Consider the following 26,009-nt stretch of genomic DNA (forward strand, 5'->3'; position numbering starts at 1 on the left):
TTCCGCGTGACAACCCAATACAGGCCCTAGTAGGTACGGGGGACCAGGGTGGTGAACGACGGGCGGGAGCAGCCGCCGGACCGCCGTCTACTCCCGAGGGGGTACGTGTACTGCCGCTGGCCGTACGACGACACGGACCCCTCCCCGGAGACAGGCTCGGAAGCGACAGAAGAACGTGAACGAGCACCCTGAACCGAGGAGCTGACCGAGATGAACACCCTGGCCCTCCATGGCGGACCCGGACCGTGGATCTTCCTGTTCCCGCTCGTCTGGGCAGCCGTCGTCATCACCGTCGTCACGGTCCTGCGCCGCACGGTCTGGCGCGGCCGGCGCGGCCCCTGGCAGGGCCCGCCGATGCAGGGCGGCCCTGCCGAACCCTCGCCGATCACCATGCTCGGCCGCCGCTTCGCGGACGGGGAGATCGACGAGGACGAGTACTGGCGCCGCCTCTCCGTCCTCGACGAGCAGTTCGGCACCCGCGGCAAGGGCGGTCCGGCATGACCGCCACCGTCGCGGCCATCGGCACCGCGACCGCCGCCCGGGTCGTCGACGCCGTGAAGCTCTACGGCACGGGCGACACCGAAGTCAGGGCCCTGGACGGGGTGAGCGTCGACTTTCCGGCCGGCCGCTTCACCGCGATCATGGGGCCCTCCGGCTCCGGCAAGTCCACCCTGATGCACTGCGCCGCCGGGCTCGACACCCTCACCGCGGGGGCGGCGTACATCGGCGACACCGAACTCGGCACCCTCGACGACCGCAGGCTCACCCTGTTGCGCCGCCGGCGCATCGGATTCGTCTTCCAGGCCTTCAACCTCCTGCCGACGCTGACGGTCGCCGAGAACATCACGCTCCCCCTGGACCTGGCGGGGGAGCGGCCCGACCCGGCACTGCTGGACGCGCTCATCGACAGCGTCGGGCTGCGGGACCGCCTGCACCACCGGCCCAGCGAACTCTCCGGCGGCCAGCAGCAGCGGGTCGCCGTGGCCCGCGCCTTCGCGGGCGGTCCCGAAGTCGTCTTCGCCGACGAACCGACCGGCAACCTCGACTCGCGCTCCGGCCAGGAGGTGCTGCGGCTGCTCGGCCGTACCGTCCGCCAGACCGGCCGCACCGTCGTCATGGTCACCCATGACCCGGTCGCCGCCGCCCACGCGGACGAGGTCGTCTTCCTGGCCGACGGCAGACTCGTCGACCGGATGCCGGCCCCCACCGCCGAACGCGTGCTCGACCGCCTCAAGGCGTTCGACCCCGCGTCGGACAGCGCGCCGGACACCCGGGGCACGCCATGAACAGCACCGGCGCCGCCGTGCGCCTCAGCCTCTCCTCGCTCCGCGCCCACCGGCGCCGCTTCGTCGGCACCCTGACCGCCGTACTGCTCGGCGTCGCCTTCCTCACCGGAACGCTCGTCATGGGGGACACCCTGCGCGCGAGCTTCGACACGATGTTCGGCAACGCCGCGAGCGGCACCGACGCGGTCGTCCGCAGCACCAACGTCGTCACGGTCTCCGGCGACTCCGCGGGCACCCGGCAGCCGGTGAGCACCGGCCTCGTGCGGAGCATCGCGCAACTGCCCCAGGTCGCCGCGGCCGCCCCCGACATCCAGGGCGCCGGCCAGCTGATCGGCTCCGACGGCAAGCCCATCGGCGGCCAGGGCCCGCCCACCCTCGCGGGCAACTGGATCGACGACCCGAAGCTCAACCCCTACCGGCTCGCCGAGGGACGGGCCCCGGCCGCGCCCGGCGAGGTCGTCGTCAACCGCGGCACCGCCGACAAGGGCGGGCTCAGGATCGGCGACACGACCGTGCTGCGCACCCCCGACCCGGTACGCGTCACCGTCGTCGGCCTGGCCACCTTCGGCGGCGAGGACGGCATGGCGCAGGTCACGTACACGGGAATGACGCTCGCCGACGCCGAGAAGCACCTCGCACCCAAGCCCGGCCAGGCGTCGGGCATCCAGGTGCGCGCGGGCCCCGGCACCAGCCAGCGGGAACTGGTGGACGCGCTGCGCTCCGTACTGCCCCCGCACACCGAGGCCATCACCGGACAGGCCTCGGCGGCCGAGAACCAGGACATGGTCTCCGGCGCCTTCCTCAGCCTGTTCACCACGCTGCTGCTGGTGTTCTCCGGCATCGTGCTCCTGGTCGCGACCTTCTCCATCCACAACACCTTCGCCATCGTCGTCGCCCAGCGCACCCGGGAGAACGCCCTGCTGCGCGCTCTCGGGGCCTCCCGGCGGCAGATCCTCGGCTCGACGCTCGTGGAGGCGACGGTCGTCGGCATGATCGCCTCCGCCGCAGGTCTGGCCGGCGGCATCGGTATCGCCGCCGGACTCCAGGCGCTCTTCCCGGCGATCGGATTCCCGTTCCCCGAGGGTTCCCTCGTCATCAGCGGTGTGTCCATGCTGCTGCCGCTCGCCGTCGGCGTCGTCGTCTGCGTCGGCTCCGCCCTGGTGCCCGCCGTCCACGCCGGACGCACCGCACCGCTCGCGGCCCTGCGGGAAACCGCCGTCGACGACTCGGCGGCCTCCCGGACCCGTGCCGTCACCGGTCTGGGGCTGCTGCTCGCCGCCGTCGCCGTGATCCTGAGTGCGGCGGCCAACCCGTCCGTCTGGCTGTCGGCCACCGGCGCGGTGCTTGCGCCCGCCGCGTTCGTCGTACTCGGGCCGGCCGCCTCCTCGTACGCCGTCCGCTTCCTCGGGGCGCCGCTCGGCCGGCTGCGCGGCGCCACCGGACACCTCGCCCGGCGCAACGCGCTGCGCAGTCCCCGGCGGACCGCGTCGACCGCCACCGCCCTGATGATCGGTGTCGCGGTGGTCTCGCTCTTCACGGTGTTCGGAGCCTCGCTGAAGGCCACCATGAACCAGACGGTCGACCGTTCCTTCGCCGGTGACGTAGCCATCAGCGCACCCGCCTTCGGGGCCGGCGGCAGCGGGCTCAGCCCGCGGCTGGCCCCGGCCGTCGGCCGGCTGCCGGACGTGGACACCGCGGTCGGCCTCGGCAAGGGCGTCGCGGAGGTCAACGGCTCCGGGCGCGCCCTCACCGTCACCGACCCGGCCGCGCTCGCCAGGGTCTTCCACCTGGGCAAGGTCGACGGGTCCATGAAGTCGCTCGGTACGAACGGCATCGCCGTCTCCGGCACCGAGGCGAGCAAGCGCCATCTGCGCACGGGCTCCACCGCGCGGCTCACCTTCACCGACGGGAAGCAACGGACGTTCACCGTCCGCGCCGTCTTCGGGCAGTCGGAACTGGCCGGGGACTACGTGATCACCCGGCAGGCCTGGGCACCTCACCGCGCCCAGGACTCCGACTCGCTGATCGCCGTGTCCTTCAAGAGCGGGGTGTCCACCGCCGAAGGGAAGGCGGCGGTCGCGAAGACCGCGGCGGCGTACGGGAACCCGGACGTGCAGACCCGCGGCGAGTACGCACAGTCCTCGGCCGGCGGCATCGACATGATGCTGACCCTGGTCTACGCGCTGCTGGCGCTCGCCGTGCTCATCGCGCTGCTCGGCATCGCGAACACCCTCACGCTGGCCATCCACGAACGCACCAGGGAACTGGGGCTGCTGCGGGCTGTCGGACAGACCAGGCGGCAGCTGCGGGCCATGGTCCGCTGGGAGTCCGTCCTGGTCGCCGCGTTCGGCACGGCGGGCGGTGTGCTGCTGGGCGGCGCCCTCGGCTGGGTGCTGGTCAAGGCGTCCGAAGGGGCGGGCGACACGGCGTTCGCCTTCGCCCTCCCGCCGTTCAGACTCCTGCTGATCGCCCTGGTGGGCGTCACCGCGGGCGCCCTGGCCGGCTGGCGGCCGGCCAGGCGGGCGGCAAGGCTCAATGTGCTCCGGGCCGTCGCCGCCGACTAGCCGGAACCGGATCGTCCGGGCCGGACACGGCAGGAGCGGGACGCCTCAAGTGGCGCCCCGCTCCTGCCGTTTCAGCCGACCGACACCGACCGTGCCACCGAGGGCCGCACACCCTCCGGCGACATGATGCCGCTCAGGTCGAACGGTCCGTCGGTCGTCGCCCCGTACACCGAATGCGGTGGCTGGACGGCGAACAGGGAAGGGGCCGGAAGAGTGAACCAGACGATCTTTCCGGCTCCGCCCCGGGGGCGGACACCCCAGCTCTCGCTGACCGCGGCAATCAGTGCGAGTCCGCGCCCCGATGTACTGGAGTCGTCGGCGTCGCGCACGGTCGGCAGCCGTGGGTCGTGGTCATGGACGGACACCGTCAGCCGTTCGAGGAGCAACTCGATCTCGACGGTGCATGATTTGTCCGGCTGTGCATGCCGGTGGACATTGGTCAGCAGTTCAGTGACGCCTAGCGCTGCCTGGTCGATCAAGGGATCGAGATGCCAGTAGCGCAACTGCGCCGAGATGATTCTGCGGACCTGACCGATCCGCGACGGCAGGGCCTGGAGCTCCACCGTGCAGTGCCTGCTTGGCTCGCTGATCACGGCTGCGACTCCCCGAAATAGGTCCGGAAGAAGACGAAGAAACGGATCCAGCAGATTGGCTGACTGCTGATTCCGGGCCGGCGGCCTGAATCACAGTGTCACCGCCGGTAAACCATGAGTGACGTGACTCCAATGTCGCTCAGGGGGTACGGCTCCGCAACTCGCGGTGTCCCGGCGGTGCCGCTCCGTCAGCCGCGCCCGCCCGCGCCGCGCAGCGCGTCGAGGAACCGGCGCGCGGGGCCGGCCTCGTCGGGTTTCCCCGGGCGCCGCGGCATCGTCAGCCGGTACCGCGTCCCGTTGACCCGCGCCACCGTCGCGTCCCCGCCCGCGAACCACGCTCTGCCCGTGCTCACGGTCCCCACCGGTGCGCTGTCGATCTCCCGGCCGTAGCTGGTCAGCAGCGCCAGCCGGCCGTCCTTGACGGTCACCTGCCCGGCCCGTGAGAGCGAGCGCGCCCACCGGTCGATCCGTACGCCCGTCTCGCTGAAATCCATTTCGGACATGGCCCCTTCGCCCCCTTCGTCACGCCCCCGAGAGAAAGTGTGCACAACCCGGCCCGGCTGCACCAGAGCGGGTCGGGGCGCAATGACGTATTTGCGCCGCGCCCGATTCGCACAGGCGCCCCGCCCGCAACACCAAGGCAGGGCTATGGAGCATCAAAGTCAACGTTTGTGCAGGTAGGGGGCATATCGTGGGGCGCGCCGAGACCGGTCTTACGAGGAGAAGCGCGCTGATGGACACGAGTGAGCACAGGCACGACGGCGAAGCGGTGGCGACCGTTGACATCGACCGCACCGACCTGGCGTACCGGGCCTGGCTCAAGGAAGCCGTACGCAAGGTCCAGGCCGATGCCAACCGCTCCGCCGACACCCATCTGCTGCGCTTCCCGCTGCCCGAGAGCTGGGGCATCGACCTCTACCTCAAGGACGAGTCGACGCACCCCACCGGCAGTCTCAAGCACCGGCTGGCGCGCTCGCTCTTCCTCTACGGGCTCTGCAACGGCTGGATCCGCCCGGGAAAGCCGGTGATCGAGGCGTCGAGCGGCTCGACCGCCGTCTCGGAGGCGTACTTCGCCAAGCTGATCGGTGTGCCGTTCATCGCCGTGATGCCCCGCACCACCAGCCCCGAGAAGTGCCGCCTCATCGAATTCCACGGCGGCCGCTGCCACTTCGTCGACGACTCGCGCAGGCTGTACGAGGAGTCCGCCACACTCGCGGCGGAGTCCGGCGGCCACTACATGGACCAGTTCACCTATGCCGAGCGGGCCACGGACTGGCGCGGCAACAACAACATCGCGGAGTCGATCTACCAGCAACTGAGGCTGGAGCGGTACCCCGAGCCGGCCTGGATCGTCGCCACCGCGGGTACCGGCGGCACCTCGGCGACCATCGCGCGGTACGTGCACTACATGCAGCACGACACCCGGATCTGTGTGCCCGACCCGGAGAACTCCTGTTTCTTCGACGGCTGGACCCACCACAACCCCCTCGCCACCAGCGACTGCGGATCCCGTATCGAGGGCATCGGCAGACCGCGGATGGAACCGAGCTTCGTCCCCGGAGCCATCGACCGGATGATGAAGGTCCCGGACGCGGCCACCGTCGCGGCCGTGCGCGCCCTGGAGCGGTCCATCGGCCGAAAGGCGGGCGGTTCCACCGGGACCGGGCTGTGGAGCGCGTTCAAGCTGGTCGCCGAGATGGTGGCACAGGGCAGTACCGGCAGCATCGTCACCCTGATCTGCGACCCGGGTGACCGCTACCTCGACAAGTACTACTCCGACTCCTGGCTGGCCGCACAGGGCCTGGACATCGCGCCGTACACCCGGACCATCGACACCTTCCTGGCCACCGGCAACTGGCCCGGCCGGCAGGGGAGCACGGCCTGATCCGGAGCACGGCCCGATCCACCGGCAGCGGCCCGCGGCGCACCTCAGGCCGCGGCCGCCGCGAGCCGCCTGCCGAGGTTGCGCACCGCGTCCCGGAACGACCTGCCCACCGCCGCCCGCCCACGCCGCATCGTGAACCGGAACAGCCCCGACCCGTCGGCGGCGAAGGTCCACTGCACTCGGGTGCCGGTGCCGGCCGGGGTCAGCAGCCACTCCTCCACCAGGGCGTGCAGACCTGGGGCGTTGGAGTCGTCGACCCGGTAGGCGTACCGCCGGCCGGGCTCCGCGGCGACGACCGTCTCCCGGAACGCGACCCCGCCCCGGAGCCGTACCTCGCGGCCCGCCCCCGCGTCGACCGGCCGCGCCGACGTCACCTGGGTGAACCAGCCGGGCCAGCCCTCGACATCATCGGCCAGGGCGCGATACACGACATCGGGCGGCGCGGCCACCTCGGCGGCGAATACCAGTCTCAGCGGAGCGGACTCGACGAAGTCGAGGTCCACGGTGCGGAGTCGGCGTGTCATGGAACGCACCTCCGGTGCGGTCGGCGGCGGACGGACCGCCGCTCACCATATCTGTCGTACCGTCAGATGTCGTCGGTGCCGGCGGCGTCGCACCACGAGGTGGTACGTGTCCCCGGCGCGGTGGGCGACGGGTCGGGCCCCAGGAACTGCACCAGAACGTGTCCGGGGCCCTGCCAGGTGTCCGCCCGGGTGCAGACCCACCGGCGCCGTCCTCCGGGAGGCGCTGTTCGGCGAAGCCCCACAACGGCGGCCGTGACCCCGTCCGCCCCGCCTTCAGCGCCCGTGCCGGGGGCACCGGGAGGGTCCCGGGCGTGGTCGCGACCGCGGTGTCCCGCGGGGCGCGGCCCCAGGCCCGCAGCGCCCGGCCGAGCAGCGCCTGGTCGTCGGTGCGGTCGCCGCGGGCCGGCCACGCGGTGAAGCCGACGCGCGAGGTGTCCGCCCACTCCTCGGCGGCGGTACGCGGCAGCGCCGCCGGATCGAGGGCCGGGGCGAGCGCGCCGCGGACGCCCCGGCTGTCGGGCAGGCGGACCCCCGAGCCCTCCTCGGCCGGCGCGACCACGCCGCCCGCCACCAGGCACAGCGCGGCGACGCCGGCCACGACCCGCATCCGGTGCCGGCGCCGCAGCAGATCGCTCGGGCGTGCATGCAGCACGCGCGGATCGGACTCCCCGGAGCGCAGCAGCGCTTCGGAGCCCGCACGGTCACCGGCCCCGAGCCGCCCGGCCGCGCACCGAGGCGCGAGCGGCGATCACCCTTCGGCGCCGGCCGAGGGCGGGCGGCAGCACCAGATAGGCGAGCCGGACGAGACGCGCGTAGTGCTCCACGCGCGCGGCCTCGGCCTGCGGGAGGCCAGGGCGCTCGCCGCTGCCGGAGGACCGCTGCTGCGGTTGGTGGATCGGCATGAACTCGGTGCCTTCCGAGCCGTGGGCGGAAACCGTCACACCAACGAACGACTCGCTCGTGTGACGGTCACATCACCTGCTCACGGCGCCCGTCGGCGGCCGTGCACGTGCGGGCGGAGGGAGCCTCCCGCGCATATGCGGCCACCGGTCACCGATACCCCTGCGCCGGCCGGTCGAGCATGGAGTCGAGCACCCGGCCGAAGACCCGCCGCCCCGCTCCGGAGATCAGCGGATCGCCCCACCTCGGCAGCAGCCGGACGCTCAGCTCCTCCACCCACACCACATGGGAGCCGGCATGGGTGGGATATACATCGATCGACGCCCGGCCCAGCACCACCCGGCCACGCTTCTCCAGGCGGCACATCCCCGCCCGGCTGCCCGACGGCGGTGACCACCGGACCACTTCCATCGGATCGTCGAACGCCAGCGGCCCGACTCCCGTCCGTGCCACGAAGACCGTTCCGGTCCGGGTCGGCAGCCCGGCGGGCACCGTGATCGTCGTCAGCGGGACATGCGCGGCGTGCCGTTCCCAGTCCGTCACCCGGCGCCAGGACTCGGCTGCGGGAAGAGGGGTGAAGCGCTCGATCCGGAAGACGGCCACAGCACGATCCTAGGCCGTGGCGGCCCCACCGCGAGCTGAGCGGAATCCGGGGGCTCCACCGCGAGGCCGGACGGAACCCGCGCTCAGCCCTGCTCGGGCCCGCCGCCCGCGTCCCGGCCCACGACCACCAGACCGGGCAGATGCTCCTCGATCTCCTCGCGGGACTCCTCGGACAGGCCCGCGTCCGTGACGAACGTGTTCACCTGCTCCAGCGTGGCGAACGAACTCAGCCCCACTGTGCCCCACTTGGTGTGGTCGGCGACCACCACCACGCGCCGCGCCGACTGGACGAACCGGCGGTTGGTCTCGGCCTCCGCCAGATTCGGCGTGGACAGACCTGCCTCGACCGAGATGCCGTGCACACCGAGGAAGAGCACATCGAAATGGAGCGAGACGATCGCCTGGTCCGCGACCGGGCCGACCAGCGAGTCGGACGGCGTCCGCACCCCACCGGTGAGCACCACGGTCGCGGCACCCGGCCGGGCACCCGGAGATCCCGGACGCTGCGCCGCATGGAACACATCGGCCACCCGCACCGAGTTGGTCACCACCGTCAGGTCCGGCACGTCCAGCAGGTGCTGGGCGAGCGCATAGGTCGTGGTGCCGCCGGAGAGCGCGATCGCGCTGCCGGGCACGGCCATCGCGGCGGCCGCCCGCGCGATGTCCTCCTTCGCGGTCAGCTCCAGCGTCGACTTGGCCTCGAAACCGGGCTCGTGCGTACTCGCCTCGATCACCGGAACGGCGCCGCCGTGCACCTTCTCGATGACACCCTGCCGCGCCAGCGCGTCCAGGTCACGTCGCACGGTCATGTCGGAGACGCTCAGCCTGCGGGTCAGCTCATTGACCCTGACCCCGCCGCGCCTGCGCACCTCGTCGAGGATCAGCGCGCGCCGCTGCTCCGCGAGCAGATTCTGATTCTCGCTCAACGCCGGGTCCGGTCCTTCCCTCTGGCTGTGCAGGAGTCCGTTCGGACGGGCTCATCCTGCCACGCGGTGTCGCGGGGCGCCGCACTGGGGAGATTCCGTGAGAGCGGCACGGACACCGTCACTCAGCCGCGATTCTGATGACCGGACATCAGCCGCCGTCCCCTTCGAGAGCGAGTCACCCCAGTGCCACCTCCCACCCAGGCCCCGCAGAGCACCCGACCAGCGCTGGAACTGCTGGTTCACGGTGTCGGCGGGGCCACGCCCCAGGAGATGCTCGTCGACCCGCGCACGGTCCGGGTCACCGGTGACGCCACCGCCGCCATATACCGGCGTTCCGACGACATCGACGCGGAGCAGCACCCCGAGCGGTACCGGGACCGGCCCATCCCCGAGGCCTACTGCTGGTCCAACCTCACCTCCGGCAACGGCTCCCGAGCGCTGTGGCTCCTGCTGCTCCCGTTCATGGTGATCAACCTCGCCCACTGGATGCGCCCGGCCGCCACCGCCCGCCCCCGCACCATCCGGCTGTACGGGGCGCTCGTCCGGCTCGTCGCGCTGAGCCTCACCGTCCTGCTGACGGCCGCGGCCTGCGAGGTGGCACTCGACCTGACGGCCTGGCAGTGCGCCGGGGCGCGGGGGTGTTCGGACCAGCGGTCGTGGCTGGGATTCCTGTCCAGCGCGCAGGGCGGCTGGTGGTCCCAGCCGGGCCGGCGGCTCGCGCTCGCCGCGCTGGTGCCGACCGCACTGGTGGGACTGCTCTGGTACCTGTCCAACCGCACGTGGAGCGCCTACGAGTCCCAGCGCCCGCTGACCGGAACGGTCCCCGACGACGGCGAGCCGGGCATCGCCCCCGACGCCGGTGCCGCCCCCGTCGAGCCTCTGCGGCCCGCGCTCGGACGCCCCGGGTTCTGGTTCGGGCGCCGGCTGGTCGCCCGGCTGCGCGCCGCCCACACCGCCGCCGGGTTCCTGACCGTCACCGCCTCCGTCGCCGGCGCCACGGCCCGGCACGACCGTGCCGCCGAGGGACCGGTCCCCGCCGTGTACGGCCGGCTGATCGAGGCGCTGCTCGTACTGGGCATGCTCGTGGTGCTCTGGGTCGTCTGCCGGCGCGGCCGCAGCGAACGGCGCCTCGACAACCGGCTCGACCGCGCCGTCATCACCTATCTGCCCGGGGCCGCGCTGACCCTCCTCGTCGTCGCCTCGGTGCACGCCGCCTGGTCCCGGCCCGGCTGGGCCTCGGACGGCACGCTCCCCGGTGACATCACGTTCCGCGTCGTCACCCTCGCCCAGGGCGCCCTCGTCGTCGCCCTCGCCGCGGTGGCGTGGAGCCTGTACCGGCGCAGCCCCGAACCGCGCACCGTGATGCACGGACTCGGCGGCCCCGCGGTCGCGATGCTCGCCTGCGCGCTCGGCGGCGTGATGACCGGCGGGGTGGCCCAGCGCGTCGCCGACTGGCTCGACGGGCCCGGCAGCCCCGGAATGGGCCGAAGCGCCGCCATCGCCGGACCGCCGGTGCTGCTCAGCTGGCAGGCCTCCGTCATCCCCGTGCTGCTGGTGCTGCTCCTGGTTCCCGGCATCGCGCTCGGCGTACGGACCTACCTCACCGCCCGCCGGCTGGAGCCCGCGGTCGACGCGGAGTACGAGGAGGCGCGGCCCGACCCCGCCCGAACCAGGCAGATCGCCCGGACCCGCGCCACGGCCGCGCTCACCGACTCCGCGCCCGGCATGGTCGGCCTGGTCTCGACCGCCGCCCTGCTGCTCGGCACCGCGGCGGTCGGCGGTGCGTGGGCCAGCGGACAGGTTCCCGGGCTCGCGATGGACGACAGCAGCCCGTTCGTCGAATCGGTGGCCGAGGCGGCGCAGTCGACCGGCTCCTGGATGATCGGCTTCGGTTTCCTGGTCTTCGTCGCCTGCGGCCGGCGCGCCTACCGGGACGCCTCAGCCCGGCGCACCATCGGCATCCTCTGGGACGTCGGTACGTTCTGGCCGCGCGCCGCACACCCCTTCGCGCCGCCCTGCTACGCCGAGCGCGCCGTTCCCGACCTGGCCTCACGCATGTCCGGCTGGACCGCACGGACCCGCGGCAGGCTCGTCATCTCCGGCCACTCCCAGGGCAGCGTCCTCGCCGCGTCCGCGGTCTGGCAACTGCCCGCCGGGACCCGTCGCAGGGTCGCCCTGCTGACCTACGGCTCACCGATCGAGCGGCTCTACGGGCGCTGGTTCCCGGCCTACTTCGGCCCCGCCCAACTGCACGGGCTGCACCGCTCGGTGCACTGCTGGCGCAATCTGTGGCGGGCCACCGACCCGATCGGCGGCGAGGTCAGGCTCGGCGCGGAGTCCGGGCCCGAGGTGGACCGGGGCCCCCTGAAAGACCCGCTGGTCTACGGGCGCACCCCCGAACACCCCCTGCCCGAACCGGTGCTGGGCCACTCCGACTACCAGGCGGACCCGGTCTTCGCCCAGGAGCGGGCCGCGCTCCTGGAACGGCTGACCCCGCTCCTGCCCCACCAGGCCGAGGGCGACGAGTCCCGCGAGGCCCTCAGGGAAGTTCCGGGAGATCCTCCGGGTACAGCAGGGTGAGGTCGTCCGTGCTCGTCTCGGCGAGCTGGGCGACCCGGCCCGCATGCCGCTCCACCATCGACTCGAAGGTCTGCCGGGCGGTGCGGCCGTTACCGAACGCGGGCCCCTTGGGGAGCTCGGTGAAGTACTTCAGCAGCGCCTCGTCGGTCCCGGACGCGAGGCTGTACTCCTGCTCCTCGGTCTGCTGCTCGACGATCCGCAGCAGCTCCCGCGGCTCGTAGTCGCTGAAGGTGATGGTCCTTGAGAAACGGGAGGCCACCCCGGGGTTGACGGTGAGGAACCGCTCCATCTCGTGGGTGTACCCGGCCACGATGACGACCACCGCGTCCCGGTGGTCCTCCATCAGCTTCACGAGCGTGTCGATCGCCTCGCGGCCGAAGTCCCGGCCGGAGTCCTCGGGGGACAGGGCGTACGCCTCGTCGACGAACAGCACCCCGCCGCGTGCCCGGTCGAAGGCCTCCTGGGTACGGATGGCGGTCGAGCCGATGTGCTCGCCGACCAGATCGACCCGGGACACCTCGACCAGATGGCCCCGCTCCAGTACACCGAGGGAGGCCAGGATCTCGCCGTACAGCCTGGCCACGGTGGTCTTGCCGGTGCCGGGGGAGCCGGTGAAGACGAGGTGGCGGCGGACCGAGGCGGCCTTGAGCCCGGCCTCCTGGCGTCGCCGGCCCACCTCGATCATGTCGGTGAGTGCGCGCACCTCACGCTTCACGCTGTCGAGGCCGACCAGGGTGTCCAGTTCGCCCAGGACCGCCCCGGAGGTACGAGCGGGCTCGGCCGGCGTCTCCGCCGCGGAGGGCTCGACCGCACGCGGCGCCGGGACCCCGCCGAGCAGCCCCGGCGTCGTCTGGGTCGCCGTCAGGACCGCGGGCGGCGGGGGAGTGGCGGTGCGCAGCGCGCTCTCGTCGCTGGTGCAGTCCTCCACGACCGGACCGATGCCGGAACCGTCAGCGTGCGAACCGCCTTCCGCGAACTCGTAACCGCCGCGGGCACATCGCTCGGTACGGCAGCGGGTGAGCGTCGTGCGGCAGCCGTCCATCACGTGGAAGCCGTAGCCCTCGCTCCCGGTGACCCGGCAGCCGTGGAAGGTGCCGCGGCCCTCGGCCGACACGTAGAAACCCGCCTCGGCCGGCGAGGTGACCGTGCAGCGCTCGATCGTCGGATCGGCGCCCTTGGTGACGATCACGCCCGTCTGGGCGGCGTCGATGGTGCAGTTGTTCAGGGTGCCGCCGCTCCCGTGGTCGCGGAACCAGGCACCGGTGGACGCCTCCCGGATGCGGCAGTCGTCGAGCTGCGCCGTCGCCCCGTCGCTGACCGACACCGCCGTGTTGCGGACCTGGGACAGATCGCTGTCCACGACGTCGGCGCGCGAGCCCCGGTCGAGCACGAAGATGGCGTCCGGCACGTCGTGGACGCGGCAGGAGTCCAGTATCACCGTCGCCCCGTCGCTGACCCAGACCGCCGGGTAGTCGCCCGTACTGTCGTGGATCTCGCACTGGTTGGCGTCGACCCGGGTGCCCGGGTCCCAGACCGAGAGCCCGTTGCGGCCGAACCGGCGCACGGTGGAGCGGGTCAGGGTGAGTACCGAGCGCGAACGCAGATCCACCGCGTTCTCCGGGATGTCGTGGATGTCGCAGTCGGCCAGGGTGAGCACCGCGTCGGTGTCGAGGGTGACGCCGTCCGCGGACGTGCGGTGCACCGTGCAGTCGGTGAGGTGGGCGGAGGCACGGGCGGCCACCTGTATTCCGCTGCCCTTGATCTCGTATATCTCGCAGCCGACCGCCTCCAGGCCGCTGCCCTCACCCGTGACGGACAGACCGGCCCCCGAGGAGTGGTGGATACGGCAGCGCTCCAGCCGGGGATGCGCGCCGTCGCGCACGGAGACACCGGACTGTCCGGCGGAGACGATCTCGCACTCCTCGAACACACCGCCCGCGCCGTCGAGTACGGCGATGCCGACGCCGGCCGGATTGTCGACGGTGCAGCGGCGCACGGTCGGCCGGGCCGCACCGCGCACCTCGATCCCGGCGGCCGAGCGGGTCACGATCCGCAGGTCCGCGAGTTCCGGAGCGCCTTCCTCGATCAGCAGGGCGGGGGCCGCCGAGTCCTGGCCCTCCACATGCAGGTCCTGGACGATGGCGGAGGCGCGCAGGGTCAGCGGTACGCCGTCGACGGGGGCGATCCGGACGGATCCGAGCGATCCCTCGGGTCCGCGCAGCGTCACCGCGCGGGCGATGACCAGATTCTCCCGGTAGGTGCCCGGCGCGACGGTGAGCACATCACCGTCCGCCGCCGCTTCCAGAGCCGCGGTGAGGGAGGCGTATTCGCCAGTGCGGCGCCGCCACCGCGATGTGCCGGTGTGCGTCACCTGGACCGTGCCCTGTGCCATGGCGCTGTCGTGCCCCCGCCTCGTGCGTGTGTGATGCCCGGGTCACCGGCCTCGCGGCAGTGACCATCCGGGGTCCGCCTGCCGAAGTGACGGGCGGGCCGGTCCACCGTAGCGCGCGCGGAGGGCGGGAGTTGACCCGATCAGCACCCTGGGGGGTTTCGCTTGGACCAGGCTGGATCATGGAGCGGACCACGCGCGCCCGCCAGGGATCGCGGGACAGCCATCAGCTGCCGGTGCCCGTCCTGCCCCAGTCCGGACCGGCCCTGGCCCATGCCCGGTCGAGCCGCACGTACCGCTGTCGCACCATGCGCCATACGATCAGACGCCGACCGGCCTCGATCAGCAGGGCGGCCAGCATCGCGGCGCCGAATCCGGCCAGCGCGGCATGGGTGCGGGCCGTCGGCGCGTCCATCGGGCGCAGCGCGGGACGCCCTTCCCGGTCGGTCCAGATCCGCACCCGGTCCCCGGGTGCGGTGTGGGCCGAGGAGGTCGTCACCGTGGCGCTGCGGACCGTGCCGTCCGGCGCCTGCCAGCGGGCCAGCACCGTGGTCAGGGCCGTTCGGTCGGCGGAGATCTCGGGGTCGGCGACGAAGTGCCGTGAACCTGCCGCCCGGCGTACCACGACGGCGGTGGTGAGATGGCTCCGGGCCTGCTGGGCCCGCACGGCTTCCTGCAACACGTCATCGGTGCGCGACCCGAAGAACCAGCCGGCCGCCGGCGCCGCCAGCACGAGCAGCACGAACGCTGCCAGCGCCACCCACGCCTCGCGCCGGTCCGTGGCGCGGCGCAGCGGGTTGTGCCGCCAACGCCAGACTCCCGAAAGTGCCCGCACAGTCCTGCACCCCCTTCCGTATCCGTCTCAGCCCGATACGGTGCGGTCCGCGCGCCGGAGCGACGAGGAGAGAGCAACCCGTCCTGTTCCAACGCGGCTGCCGGTGCCCGGAGTTCCCGTCGGCGCGGGGCCGCCCGGCAGGGACGCGGCGGACACCTCCGGTGCCGGGGGCGGCTGCTGACGTCGCGTGACAGTACTGCCGACGGCATCGGCGGGTATCCGGCGAGGGCCGCCGTCGAGTCCCCATGGCTCGACTTCGGTCTCGCCGGTCGCTTGTGCCGCCGGCACTCCGGACTGACGGATGCGGACGGCACTCGGCACGGCAGGGCGCATGCGCCCATTCTGCCAGCCACCGCGGACAGCCCGCCGCCTGGCGGCAGTGCTCCCTCAGTACCCCCCGCTCAGCGCTCCCTCAGTACCCCCGGCCCTGGTACGGGCGGTTGTACGGGTCCTCGTACGGGGACTGCGCGGGAGCCGGCCGCGGCGAGGCGGGACGCATCGACTCGTAGCCGGTACCCGGCGCGGGCCGCGGCTGCTGCTGTTGCGGCGGTGGCTGGTAGCCGCCGCGGCCCGTGGCCGGCTGCTGCGGGATGTACGGGGCCGGGGCGTGCTGCAGATGCGCCGGCTGCATCGGCGCGTAGCCCTGCTGCGCCACCGGCTGCTGCTGGTAGCCGTACGACGGAGCGGGCTGGGAGGGCGCCGCCGGAAGAGCCGGCAGGGCCGCCGGGAGCGCCGGCAGATAGCTGTTTCCGGTGTCGTAGGCGGCAGGAACTCGGATCGGCGCGATCTGAGGGGTGCCCCGCTCCGCGACCAGCGAGTCGTAGATCGGAGTGTCAGGGAACGACGGTGCGGCGTAGTAGCCGCCGCCGTAGGTGGAGCGAGGGGAGGTCATGCCACCTAAGTTAAGCCCACGATGTGCCGATTGGGGAGCCCCAATCTTGGGGTTATCCGTTTTACGCTGATTCTGCCCTGCTGACCTGCCAGGACATTGTTAAAGGCTCCGTTAAGAGAGGGGGTTTTTCTGTTGGAGGAACGGGTGGCTAACAAGAAGTGACGGAGCCACTACCAGGGCCTGTCCGGCGGATCATGGGTGAGTAGCGCGCACGCGCCTGCCTGGGACAGTGAACTGGAACAACACCGGGGCACTCGGCAGGACGCGAATAGCGCTTGGTCAAAGCGAGATGTGTGCGGCGCATACGGCAGGGGGCGGCAGACGCAGTCCGCCGGGCGTGACTCGCGTTGCCCGGAAAGCCTTTCGGAGGGCCCCGCGATCCCAGCAGGATCCGAACGAGAGGCCCTGGGAGTGTCGCTTTCACTACGATGAGTACTCCGGCGGTCAGGGGGATTCGTGGAGGACGCGCTTCATAGTGAGTTGGCGGCTCGGGTACGGGAGTTCGGTGCCGGTGGGGACCCCCGGATCGTGCTCGAACACGATGCCTTGGCTGTAGCGGCGGAACTCTTCGCTTCGGTGGACAGCCGACCGGAAGCGGCCGACCCCGATGTACTGCACACCATTGCCGCGTTCTATCGGGCCCGGTCCTTGGCGCACAGGCGCGCCCCTGCCGCCCAAGACTCTGCCGCCCAAGACCCTGCCGCCCGGGACCTGGAGACAGCGATCGGGGTATTCGGACTGCTCTACCTGATCGATCACCGGCGAGTGCCCCGCGAGTTGTGGCCCCGGCTCGCCGATGAGACCGGATACCATCCGTGGAGCGACCCGCTGGAACATGCGGCGGATCTGGTCGTCTACGGTGAGGAGCAGGGCGACATCGCCGCCCTCGACCAGGCCATCGGTCTGATCCGGACTGTCGCCGACAGCGATGACAACTCGTACCGGGACACCGTCCATGGTCTCGCGCTCCATCAACGCGCGGTTCTTCCCGACCGCCCCGCGGCGGAACGGCGTGCGGACGCGGACGCTGCGGTGGAGCTGCTGGGCAGGGTCGCGGCTCTCCCGGAGCCGTCCGCCGTGCGGCGTGCCGGACGCGGACGGTCCTTCGCCGCAGCCCTCGTACGGCGCTTCGAGGTTGCGGGCGACCACGCGGATCTCACCCGAGCCGAGAGAGCCTATCGGGATGCTCTCGCGGACGCCGCCGGGGACGTGCCCGCGTATGCGAGTGCGGCCGCCGGACTCGGTTCGACTCTCGGCCGTCGCGTGGAAGCGGCGGACGGGGCGGCCGGTGACGGGGACAGCGCCGTGCCGGTGCTGAGGGAAGCGGTCGGGTGGCTGCGCCGCGCGGTTGACCTGACGGATGGCGCTGATCGTGAGCCACACCTGGCCTGCCTGAGCAGAGCCATGAGGCTCCTTCTTGAGCGGACGTCCCGCGCCCGCCGGGCCACCGTGGGCCCGCCGGTCAGCAACGCCAATGCCGCCGAGGACGGCCTGGCGGCCCGTCCGGACGGCGCCGCGGTACGCCGCCAGGCCGAAGCCCTGGTCCGGCTCGCTGCGCAGCTCTCGTCGCGCGTCGTCTCCGAGAGCGAGGCCGTACGGCGGGTGAAGGACCAGTCCCTCGAACTCCCGGAGGCCGCCATCGGCTCCGTGGTGTCCGGGGCCATGCGTCTCGTGGCAGCCGGCGCGCCGCACGACGCGGTGCCGGCGCTCACCCTCGCCCTGGAGGCTGCGCGCTCCCGTTGGGGCGCCGGACACGGCACGCCGTGGTGGTGGGCGGCCGACGCCTACGTCGAGGCCGGACGGCTCGCGCTGATCGAGGCGGCCGACGGGGTGCTCTTCCGCCGCGCCTGTGCCGTCGCGGACGAGCAGATCTCCGTGCTGCGCGACAGCGACCGCGCCGAGGACATCGCCGAACTCGCGGAGACGCTGTTCGCCGCGGGGCTGCTGCGCGTCAGCCCCTACGTGGGACAGATGTCGGGACTCTCTTTCGAGTCGGCCAATGATCTGTGGCGCGAACGCCGGGCCCGGCACCGCTCGATCCACCTCGGCGATTCCCTCGCGGCGGAATCCGCGGAGATGCCTCTCCCACTGGCCGCGGCCGAGGAGGCGCTCGGGTATCTGCGCGAGGCCGCTGACCTGTCGCGTGAGCACAACCGGGGGCGTGTCCTCAAGGCTCTGGCCGAAGCGCTGTCCTTGGTCGCCGGTCTGAAGCAGGAGTCGTACGACGCGGAGATCACGGCGGCTGCCCGTGAGGCGTTCGACCTGCTGGACCCGGTGCGCGACCCTCTCAGCCGGCTGTACCTGCTGAGAGTCCTGCGGTTGGTGGGTGAGGTCTCGCTCCCGGGTGACCTTCAGGACGTGCTGCCTCTGCCGCTGGCCGCCGTCCGGGAACGACAAGGCGTGCACGAGGCCGCGAGCGTCTTCGCCGAGGCGCTCACGCTCGCCGAGGAGGCCCGCCGGCCCGACCTGGAGTTCCAGCTGCTCAAGGCCACCGACCGCGAACTGCCGGAACTGCCCAGGGATTCCTACCGACGGCGCCGCTGGGCCAGCGAAGTGCACTGTCTGGCGGACAACCGCCTCGGCTGCTTCGAAGGGCTCATCCGGGTATCGGAGGCCGCGGAGCGGCTGCGCACGCGCGCGGACGGAGAAGGCTGGTCGCCCGAGGAGCGTGCGGCGACCCTCGTCCATCTCGCGGCGCACGCTCGGGGAGGCGGCGAGGAGCACATCGGCCGCACCCTGATCGAGGAGGCGCGGGAGCTGGCTCCGGAACTGTGCAACCGTTGCGGTCCGGCGCTGGCCTATCTCAACGGCACGCTCTCGTACGACATGGCGCTGCGCCTGTCAGGGACGGGGCAGGAGGCCCTCACCGCACGTCACTTCGCCGACGCGCTTGCCGCCTACGCCGCCTGCGGCCAGAGCGATATGGCGCTGAACAGCCTCGATGCCGCTTTGCGCAGTGCGCTGGCAGCAGACGAGAGCAGTGCCGGCGAAGCCGTGGCGGCACTGATCCCCGCCTCCGTATGGCTGCGGGGCGGCGTTGACGAGGTCATCGGCTGGAAGCTGAGGGATCTGTACCAGCAACTGGTCCTCAAACTGAGCGGATCCACCCTCTCCTACGGCCTGATGCTGGCGATTCACCAAGCTGCCAAGGGACTTGACTTCACGGTCATCGCCGCACGGCCCGGTCCATTCACACCGTCCGCCAGGCTCTCGCGACTACTGGCCCGGATCACGGCGGAAGAGCCGCAGCTGTCCGGACCACTGAGCGAGCCCGAACTGCCGAGCGCCGAAGACGCCATGCTCTTCTACGTGGGCACCGGCGAGTCCGAACTCGAAGGCGACGCCGAGACGGAGCACCGCAACATGCAGCGCGCCGCCGACCGCTGGATCAGTCAGGAACTCCTCGCCACCGGCTCGATGGACCGGATGCCGATGATGTTCCCTGACGAGTTGCAGGCAATCCTGACCGAGGACACGGTGCTGCTCTCGCTGTACCTCGGCCACGCCCACCGGGACGGCTCCGAAGTACCGGTGACCTCACTGTCCGGTCTGGCGGTGACCCGGGACGAGATGGAGCACCACACCGTGCTCCTGTCGGAATTCGAAGCCGGGCTCATTCGCTTCACACGCGCGGCACACACCCTTTCCGCCCACCCCGTGGCCTTCCACGTCGCGGCCCTGCGACACGCCGTCGTCGCAGACCCGTTGCACCGGCCGGTCAGCCGTGAGGGACAGGGGCAGCTCAGGCAGGACAGCGTCCCGCATCTGGCGGCCTTCGCCGCCTCCCTGGATCGCTGGCGGGCCCAGGGCAAGCGGCACCTGTGCATCTGGCCCAACGGCCCGTTGCACTACCTCCCGTACCACCTGCTGGAGGTCAACGGCGCTCCCCTCGCCGAGGACTGGACCGTCACTCAGGTGCTGAGCCTGGGCTTCCTCCGGACTCCGACGTCCGGCCGTCACCGTCCCCCCGGACGTGGGCTCGTCGCCTTCGCATCCGCGGCAGGGGGCACCCGGCACGGTCTCCTCGCCCAGGACGGCCTGGAGACACACGCCGCCGAGGTCGCCGCGGCGATGGGCGGTCAGGCGGTGCTGGGCACCGCGGCGACGCCGCGCCGGCTGCTCACCGAACTCGCCGACGCACGGTACGTCCACGTGGCCGCGCACGGGGCGCACAACGAGTGGGCGTCGTGGTACCAGTGCCTCTTCCTGTCGCCGGATCCGGACAACGACGGCCGCGTCTTCGCCCACGACGTACTCCAGGCCGACCTGCGGGGGGTCGAACTCGTGACGATGAGCTCCTGTGAATCCGCTCTGGGCCGCTTCGACGTCAACGACAATCTGCGCGGCCTGCCCGCCGCGTTCCTCTCGGCCGGCGCCTCCGCGGTCATCGGGTGCCTGTGGCCGGTCCATCCCCAGGTGGCCACGGAGTTCTTCGGGACGCTCTACGAGCGCCTCGCGCGGACACCGGACCGCCGGGCCGCCTTCCGCGCCGCCCAGTCGGCCGTCCGCGCCCGCCATCCGGCATACCGGGACTGGGGCTCGTTCTGCTTCATCGGCGACTGGCGCCCTTCGGACTCGAACCACGGAGCTGCCTCGTGACCCGGCTTGAACTGCCCCCGACCCCGCTCCACGCGATCGATCTGGTGGAGGTGCCACGGCTGCAGTCGCCTGCCCCGCAGCACCGCATCGCTGGCCGGGTCTCCCTCAGCACCGCCATCACCCACCCACTGACGGCCGAGGAAGCAGCCGCGGGCGAGGCGGAGTGGCTGAGTTTCCTGACCTCGGAGGCCTCGTACAGCGACTACTTTCTCCTCAGCCTCACGTGCGCCTTCCGCCCACCGGCGAACGGCGACCCCTTCGCCGACGCAGCCGTCGGCGTTCTCCTGGAGTCCCCTGATGAGCCTGCCGACCGGCAGCCGATCGCCTGGTCGATCTCTCCCAAGAAGCGCTCCCACCCGGTGGAGCGAGCAACCACCATCGCGCTCAGCGCCAAGCTCGCGATCGTCGAGACCAGCCTCGAACTCACCCCCGGACAAGGCCGGGAGGACCTGTGCGTCATCGGAATGGGCGAAAGGGACAGCGACCCGGAATGGCGCATCCGGCCCACCAGCAGGCACCCCCTGATCGGCGACGAGACCTTCACGCTGATCGTCAAGGCCACCGCCGGCGCTCCCGTGCGGGCCCGGGTGACGGTGGCAGCCACCGTCAAGCACCGGCGTTTCGGCCTGATTCCCTACCGGGCGGATCTGCCCGCCGCGTTGCGGACCATCGATCTGCGCCGGCAGAGCTGACCATCGAACCGTCCCGGCACGGGTACGGGCTCACGCTCGCCCACGGCATGTCCGCCGCGGACGGCTCAGTGCGTCTGTTCCGATACATCAATGCGGATGCATCGTTAATGATGGAGTGGGGGTAGCGTGCGGGTCATGAGCTCCTCGATGACCCCGGTCCAGTTGTTCCTGCTCGGCCGGACCCTCATGAAGATCGGGGAGGAGGTACTCCCGGAGTTGCCTCCGGGTGCGGTATCCCATCGCGTCGGCACCCGCGCGGCCCTCGTCGTGCTGAGTGACCTCCTCGGCCACCCCGACACCTCGGTGAGCGAGATCGCCGTGCGCACGGGCTTGCCCCAGAGCCAGGTCTCGGGCACCGTGGCGCGTCTGAAGGACGCGGGTTCGATCGTCACCGCGCCCGACCCGGCAGACGGCAGACGGCAGTTGATCCGCAGGGTGCCCGACGTGTCCGAGTGGGTTTCCGAGGTCCGGGCGTCCCGGATCGGCGACGCGCTGGCCACCGCACTCGGCACGGACGATCCCGAGCGGCTGCGCGAGGTCGCGGCGGCCCTCGACGTGCTCGCCCGGCACCTCACGCCCGAGACGGTGGGCCGCCTGCGGTCGTGAAACGGGTCGGGCGGCAGGACGACGGCACCGGGTACGCATCGAACCGCGCTGACGCCGACCTCATCGGCGTCGTACGGCTTCGCCCGGCCGTGGCCCCCGGACATGCCCCTTGAGCTGCGGTTGGCGCAAGTCGATGCGGATCCCTGGAACCGAGGTTGCTGAAACAGAACCTGGACATTCACAGGATCATTTGAGGATCGACTCGGCCCTAGTGTCATCGGTGTCAGCAGGAAACACCGCAACCGAAAGCCGCTGGAGATCATGATGCGTTCGCGTCTCGCCGCTCGTTCCGCCCGTCTCGTCCTGGCCGCCGCGGCCGTAACGGCCCTCGCCGCCACCGCCACCGCCTGCGGCCCCGACGACGTCGCGGACACCGGCAGCTCCGCGGCTCCCTCCACCGGCAGCGGCGCGAGCGACAACTCCTCCACCGACAGCCCCTCCACCAGCGGCTCCGGCGACAAGGCCGGCTCGGGCGACAAGTCGGGCTCCGGGGACGACAAGTCCGGCTCAGGCAGCGACAAGGCCGGCTCGGGCGGCGGCGGGAAGAGCGGCTACGGGCAGTCCTGCGGCACCAACGACCTGGACTTCACGCTCACCTCGGAGTCCCAGGCCGGCGGCTACTACCTCGTGACGGCCAAGGCCAAGTCCGGCATCACCTGTTACCTGGACACCAACACCCCCAGCGTGTCCTTCGGCTCCGGTGTCGACGGCCTCGCCTCTCCGGTGGGACAGGGGGGCGAGGACCCCATCAAGCTCACCGGCTCCAGCGTCGCGTACACCGGAATCAGCCCCAAGTCGACCAACAGCAATGACGGAAAGGAATTCGAGAACGTCATCATCGCCATCACCGAGGACGACCCCGACCCCGCCGAGCTCAAGCTGCCCGAGCCCGCCACCGTCGACAAGCCCATCGTCACCAACTGGTCCACCAACAGTGCCGAAACCGTCCCCGCCATCGTCTGACGAGCCGGACAAGTAATCCGAACACCTCCGAAGAAGAACACCTCCGAAGAAGAACACCTCCGAAGAAGAACACCTCGAAGAAGGCGGCGGCGGGAGCTACTTCGGAGGCACCGGGGCGTACCGCGTCTCCTCCGGGACGTGTGAGGTGTCGCGGCGGGCCAGCAGCCAGTACAGGGCGGCAGGGACCACCAGGCCCACCATCCAGGAGATGTCCGCGCCGCCCAGCGGATCCACCAGCGGGCCCGTGTAGAAGTGCGTCGCGAGGAACGGGAGCTGGGCGAGCACGCCCGCCCCGTAGACGGTGAGGGCGTCCCAGCGCCAGGCGCCGTAGCGGCCCCCGGGGTCGGAGAGCGCCGGGATGTCGTACCGCTCCCGCGCGATCAGGTAGTAGTCGACCAGGTTGATCGCGGACCACGGCGTGAAGAACGTCAGCAGGAACAGCAGGAAGTCCTTGAAGGACGTCAGGAAGCTGTCCTTGCCCAGGAGCGCCACCACCGTCCCCGCCACCATGATCACCGCGATGTACACGGCCCTGCCGCGCGGCGACAGCGTCCTCTGGCCGCGGAATCCGCTGATGCCGGTCACCATCGACATGAAGCCGCCATAGGTGTTGAGCACGTTGATGGTCAGCTTGCCGAACGCGATCACGAAGTACAGGAACGACGCGATCAGGCCGGCCCCGCCCAGGCCGACCACGTATCCGACCTGGTTGGCGAGAAACGCGTCCCCCGCGCTCGCCGCCACCAGCACGCCGAACGTCATCGACCACTGCGAGCCGACGGCCGACCCCGACAGCGTCCACCAGAAGGTGGCCCGGCCCGACGTCGTACGCGGCAGATAGCGCGAGTAGTCCGCCACGTACGGCCCGAAGGCGAGCTGCCAGGACGCCGAGAGCGACACCGCGAGCAGGAACATCGGCAGATCGAAGTGCGCGTCGCCGAGCAGCGCCGACAGGTCCACGCGGTCCAGGAGGCGGACGCCCAGGTAGATGAACGCCAGCGCGCAGACCACGCTCGCCACCCGCCCCAGGACGTGGATCACGCGGTAGCCGACCGCCGCCACCACCGCGGTGACCACCGCGAAGACGATGATGCCGGTGGTGTCGTTCGTGTGCGTGAGCTCGGCGGTGGCCTGTCCGGCGAGGACGCTGCCGCTCGCGAAGAAGCCCACGTACATGAGGACGACCAGGAGGAGGGGAACGACCGCGCCGCGCACCCCGAACTGGGCGCGGGACTGGATCATCTGGGGCAGGCCGAGCTTCGGGCCCTGCGCCGAGTGCAGGGCCATGACGGCGCCGCCGAGCACATTGCCCAGCAGGAGGCCGATCACCGACCACACCGCGTCGCCGCCGAAGACGACGGCGATCGCGCCGGTGACGACCGCGGTGATCTGCAGGTTCGCGCCGAGCCAGAGGGTGAACTGACTGAACGCGGTCCCGTGCCGTTCGTCGTCCGGGACGACGTCGATGGAGCGCCGCTCCACCAGGTCTTCAGCTGCCATGACTCGGTTACCCGGCCTCTCGTCGGTGTGTTCCGCTCCGCGGTCCGGCGGCGACCGCTACTTGATCCCGTGCCGTGCCGCCCAGTCGCCCGCGACGTCCTTCGGGTCCTTCTTGTCCTTGTCCACCAGGCGGTTGAGCTCGGTGAGGTCCTCGGTCGTCAGCGCGCTGCCGAGCCGGGCGAGCGCCTTGCGGACCGTGGAGTCGGCCTTGCGGTCGGCGATGAGCGGGACGATGTGCTGGCCGGGGATCAGGTTCTTGGGATCGGTGAGGACGACCCAGTGCTCTGCGGCGATGTCGGTGTCGGTGGTGAAGAGGTTCGCGACGTCCACGTCCCCCTTCCTGAGCGCGCCCTTGACCAGCGGCCCCGAGGAGTCGAGGGACTTGAACTCCTTGAACTCCACGCCGTACACGTCCTTGAGGCCCACCGCTCCCACCGCGCGCTTCTTGACCTCGGGCGCCGCGCCGATGACGAGCTTCCCGTTGTGCCGGGCGAGGTCGGCGAGGGACTTGAGACCGTACTTGCCGGCGGTCTCCCGGGTGACGACGAACGCGTCGGAGTCCTCGGCCCTGCCGTAGGGCAGGATCTGCAGGCCGTTCGGGAGGGCCATGGCGAGGGCGTTCTGCATCTCGCCCTCCTCCGAGGCCTTCGCCTTCGTGTCGAGGTAGTGCAGCAGGGCGCCCTGGTACTCGGGCAGGAGGTCGATGTCGCCGCCCTTGAGGGCGGGGATGAGGATCTCGCGGGTGCCGAGGTTGGGGCGGACCGTGGTCTTCACACCGGCCGCTTCGAGCGCGGCGGCGTAGAGGTACCCGAGGACCTGGTTCTCGGTGAAGTTGGCGGTGCCGATGGTGACGCCGTCCTTGCTGGAGCCGCGGCCTCCGCCGCCGGACCCCTGCCCGTCGAGCGAGGTGACGCCGCCGCTGCAGGAGGCGAGCGCGGGGACGGAGGCGGCGGCGAGGAGTCCGCCGAGAAGATTCCTGCGGTTCATGGTGTGTGCTCCTGGGCCGACTTGGCGGGGCGGTGACGGAAAAGGGTGCGCTGGAGTGCGGAGAGCGCGAGATCGAGGACGACCGCGACGACCGCCACGAGCACGGCGCCGCCGAGCACCTGCACGAGGTCGCGCTGGGCCAGCCCGTCGAAGACGTACCGGCCGAGCCCGCCGAAGGAGACGTACGCGGCGATGGTGGCCGTCGCGACGACCTGGATGAGGGCGAGCCTGAGCCCGGTCATGATCAGAGGGAGCGCGAGCGGCAGTTCGACCTGGAGGAGGACCTGGTGCCAGCGCATCCCCTGGCCGCGTGCGGCATCCCGCACCTCGGGGTCGACGGCGGTCATCCCGGCATAGGTGTTGGTGACGATCGAGGGGACGGCGAGTGCCACGAGGGCGATGTAGACGGGCCACATCGAGAGGCCGCTGGCGAGGAAGACCAGTACGACCAGGCCGACCGTGGGCAGCGCGCGCCCGAAGCTGGAGAGGTTGATGGCGAGGAAGGCCCCGCGCCCGGTGTGCCCGATGAGCAGGCCGACCGGCAGTGCGATGGCTGCGGCGATCAGCGTGGCGAGCAGCGAGTACTGGAGGTGCTCGGCGAGGCGGTGCCCGATGCCGTCGGGCCCGGTCCACTGCTCACTGCTGACCAGCCAGGCGCCGAGATCCTTGAAGAGTTCGTACATGA

At 71.5% G+C, this 26,009-nt stretch carries 20 protein-coding genes and 1 pseudogene; 9 read left to right on the top strand and 12 right to left on the bottom strand.

Annotated features, from left to right (window positions below):
• The first annotated feature begins 210 nt into the window (after nt 1-210).
• The 3 genes from AB0I52_RS16355 to AB0I52_RS16365 are packed head-to-tail and all read left to right on the top strand — an operon-like array spanning nt 211 to nt 3,850.
• Nucleotides 211-501 (top strand): SHOCT domain-containing protein, encoded by a 291-nt coding sequence (locus AB0I52_RS16355; protein ID WP_363073022.1) that lies wholly within the window; start codon nt 211-213, stop codon nt 499-501.
• Nucleotides 498-1,286, top strand: coding sequence for an ABC transporter ATP-binding protein (locus AB0I52_RS16360; RefSeq protein ID WP_363073024.1), 789 nt, complete (start codon nt 498-500; stop codon nt 1,284-1,286). The genes AB0I52_RS16355 and AB0I52_RS16360 overlap by 4 nt, the downstream gene beginning before the upstream one ends.
• Complete coding sequence (locus AB0I52_RS16365; protein WP_363073026.1) at nt 1,283-3,850, top strand: FtsX-like permease family protein; 2,568 nt, start codon at nt 1,283-1,285, stop codon at nt 3,848-3,850. The genes AB0I52_RS16360 and AB0I52_RS16365 overlap by 4 nt, the downstream gene beginning before the upstream one ends.
• A 71-nt stretch (nt 3,851-3,921) precedes the next feature.
• Here AB0I52_RS16365 and AB0I52_RS16370 read toward each other — a convergent pair whose 3' ends face one another.
• Together AB0I52_RS16370 and AB0I52_RS16375 are read right to left on the bottom strand one after the other, a co-directional pair.
• On the bottom strand, nt 3,922-4,443 hold the full coding sequence (locus AB0I52_RS16370) for an ATP-binding protein (RefSeq protein ID WP_363073028.1): 522 nt from the start codon (nt 4,441-4,443) through the stop codon (nt 3,922-3,924).
• A gap of 188 nt (nt 4,444-4,631) precedes the next feature.
• Nucleotides 4,632-4,946 carry a hypothetical protein gene (locus tag AB0I52_RS16375; protein WP_363073030.1) on the bottom strand — a complete coding sequence of 105 codons (315 nt, stop codon included), beginning with the start codon at nt 4,944-4,946 and terminating at the stop codon, nt 4,632-4,634.
• Nucleotides 4,947-5,176: 230 nt separating this feature from the next.
• Between AB0I52_RS16375 and AB0I52_RS16380 the strand changes: the two genes are divergently transcribed.
• Nucleotides 5,177-6,328 (top strand): PLP-dependent cysteine synthase family protein, encoded by a 1,152-nt coding sequence (locus AB0I52_RS16380; protein ID WP_363073032.1) that lies wholly within the window; start codon nt 5,177-5,179, stop codon nt 6,326-6,328.
• 44 nt (nt 6,329-6,372) lie between these two features.
• Here the strand turns inward: AB0I52_RS16380 and AB0I52_RS16385 are convergent, their stop codons facing one another.
• From AB0I52_RS16385 to AB0I52_RS16400, 4 genes are all read right to left on the bottom strand, one after another.
• Nucleotides 6,373-6,852 carry an SRPBCC family protein gene (locus AB0I52_RS16385; protein ID WP_363073034.1) on the bottom strand — a complete coding sequence of 160 codons (480 nt, stop codon included), beginning with the start codon at nt 6,850-6,852 and terminating at the stop codon, nt 6,373-6,375.
• Nucleotides 6,853-7,553: 701 nt separating this feature from the next.
• Nucleotides 7,554-7,754: a hypothetical protein gene (locus AB0I52_RS16390; RefSeq protein ID WP_363073036.1), complete on the bottom strand. Its 201-nt coding sequence runs from the start codon at nt 7,752-7,754 to the stop codon at nt 7,554-7,556.
• A gap of 148 nt (nt 7,755-7,902) precedes the next feature.
• On the bottom strand, nt 7,903-8,355 hold the full coding sequence (locus AB0I52_RS16395; protein WP_363073038.1) for an SRPBCC family protein: 453 nt from the start codon (nt 8,353-8,355) through the stop codon (nt 7,903-7,905).
• Between the two features lie 83 nt (nt 8,356-8,438).
• A complete protein-coding gene (locus AB0I52_RS16400) occupies nt 8,439-9,281 on the bottom strand; it encodes a DeoR/GlpR family DNA-binding transcription regulator (protein ID WP_363073040.1) in 843 nt (280 codons plus the stop codon).
• Between the two features lie 270 nt (nt 9,282-9,551).
• On the opposite strand from AB0I52_RS16400, the pseudogene AB0I52_RS16405 reads away from it, so the two are divergent.
• Nucleotides 9,552-11,848, top strand: a pseudogene (locus AB0I52_RS16405) (hypothetical protein); the annotation flags it as partial.
• Here the strand turns inward: AB0I52_RS16405 and AB0I52_RS16410 are convergent.
• From AB0I52_RS16410 to AB0I52_RS16420, 3 genes are all read right to left on the bottom strand, one after another.
• On the bottom strand, nt 11,821-14,253 hold the full coding sequence (locus AB0I52_RS16410; RefSeq protein ID WP_363073042.1) for a right-handed parallel beta-helix repeat-containing protein: 2,433 nt from the start codon (nt 14,251-14,253) through the stop codon (nt 11,821-11,823). The pseudogene AB0I52_RS16405 and the gene AB0I52_RS16410 sit on opposite strands and share 28 nt — an antisense overlap.
• Nucleotides 14,254-14,476: 223 nt before the next feature.
• Nucleotides 14,477-15,085, bottom strand: a complete 609-nt coding sequence (locus tag AB0I52_RS16415; protein ID WP_363073044.1) for a hypothetical protein — start codon at nt 15,083-15,085, stop codon at nt 14,477-14,479.
• Between the two features lie 412 nt (nt 15,086-15,497).
• The gene (locus tag AB0I52_RS16420; RefSeq protein ID WP_363073046.1) at nt 15,498-15,977 is read right to left on the bottom strand and encodes a DUF6643 family protein; all 480 of its coding nucleotides are present in this window, start codon (nt 15,975-15,977) and stop codon (nt 15,498-15,500) included.
• A gap of 765 nt (nt 15,978-16,742) precedes the next feature.
• Between AB0I52_RS16420 and AB0I52_RS16425 the strand changes: the two genes are divergently transcribed.
• The 4 genes from AB0I52_RS16425 (at nt 16,743) to AB0I52_RS16440 (ending at nt 22,837) form a co-directional block, all read left to right on the top strand.
• Nucleotides 16,743-20,576, top strand: coding sequence for a CHAT domain-containing protein (locus tag AB0I52_RS16425; RefSeq protein ID WP_363073048.1), 3,834 nt, complete (start codon nt 16,743-16,745; stop codon nt 20,574-20,576).
• On the top strand, nt 20,573-21,268 hold the full coding sequence (locus tag AB0I52_RS16430) for a hypothetical protein (protein ID WP_363073050.1): 696 nt from the start codon (nt 20,573-20,575) through the stop codon (nt 21,266-21,268). Before AB0I52_RS16425 ends, AB0I52_RS16430 begins: the two co-directional genes overlap by 4 nt.
• A 147-nt stretch (nt 21,269-21,415) precedes the next feature.
• On the top strand, nt 21,416-21,874 hold the full coding sequence (locus AB0I52_RS16435; RefSeq protein ID WP_363073173.1) for a helix-turn-helix domain-containing protein: 459 nt from the start codon (nt 21,416-21,418) through the stop codon (nt 21,872-21,874).
• Nucleotides 21,875-22,138: 264 nt separating this feature from the next.
• Nucleotides 22,139-22,837 carry a DUF4232 domain-containing protein gene (locus AB0I52_RS16440; RefSeq protein WP_363073175.1) on the top strand — a complete coding sequence of 233 codons (699 nt, stop codon included), beginning with the start codon at nt 22,139-22,141 and terminating at the stop codon, nt 22,835-22,837.
• 96 nt (nt 22,838-22,933) lie between these two features.
• On the opposite strand, the gene AB0I52_RS16445 is transcribed toward AB0I52_RS16440, so the two are convergent.
• The 3 genes from AB0I52_RS16445 to AB0I52_RS16455 are packed head-to-tail and all read right to left on the bottom strand — an operon-like array spanning nt 22,934 to nt 26,007.
• Nucleotides 22,934-24,337 carry a cytosine permease gene (locus AB0I52_RS16445; RefSeq protein WP_363073052.1) on the bottom strand — a complete coding sequence of 468 codons (1,404 nt, stop codon included), beginning with the start codon at nt 24,335-24,337 and terminating at the stop codon, nt 22,934-22,936.
• A gap of 57 nt (nt 24,338-24,394) precedes the next feature.
• Complete coding sequence (locus AB0I52_RS16450) at nt 24,395-25,324, bottom strand: ABC transporter substrate-binding protein (RefSeq protein ID WP_363073054.1); 930 nt, start codon at nt 25,322-25,324, stop codon at nt 24,395-24,397.
• Nucleotides 25,321-26,007: an ABC transporter permease gene (locus AB0I52_RS16455; RefSeq protein ID WP_363073056.1), complete on the bottom strand. Its 687-nt coding sequence runs from the start codon at nt 26,005-26,007 to the stop codon at nt 25,321-25,323. The genes AB0I52_RS16450 and AB0I52_RS16455 overlap by 4 nt, the downstream gene beginning before the upstream one ends.
• Nucleotides 26,008-26,009 lie beyond the last annotated feature (2 nt).

It is taken from the genome of Streptomyces sp. NPDC050423 (assembly GCF_040655445.1).
Taxonomy (GTDB): domain Bacteria; phylum Actinomycetota; class Actinomycetes; order Streptomycetales; family Streptomycetaceae; genus Streptomyces.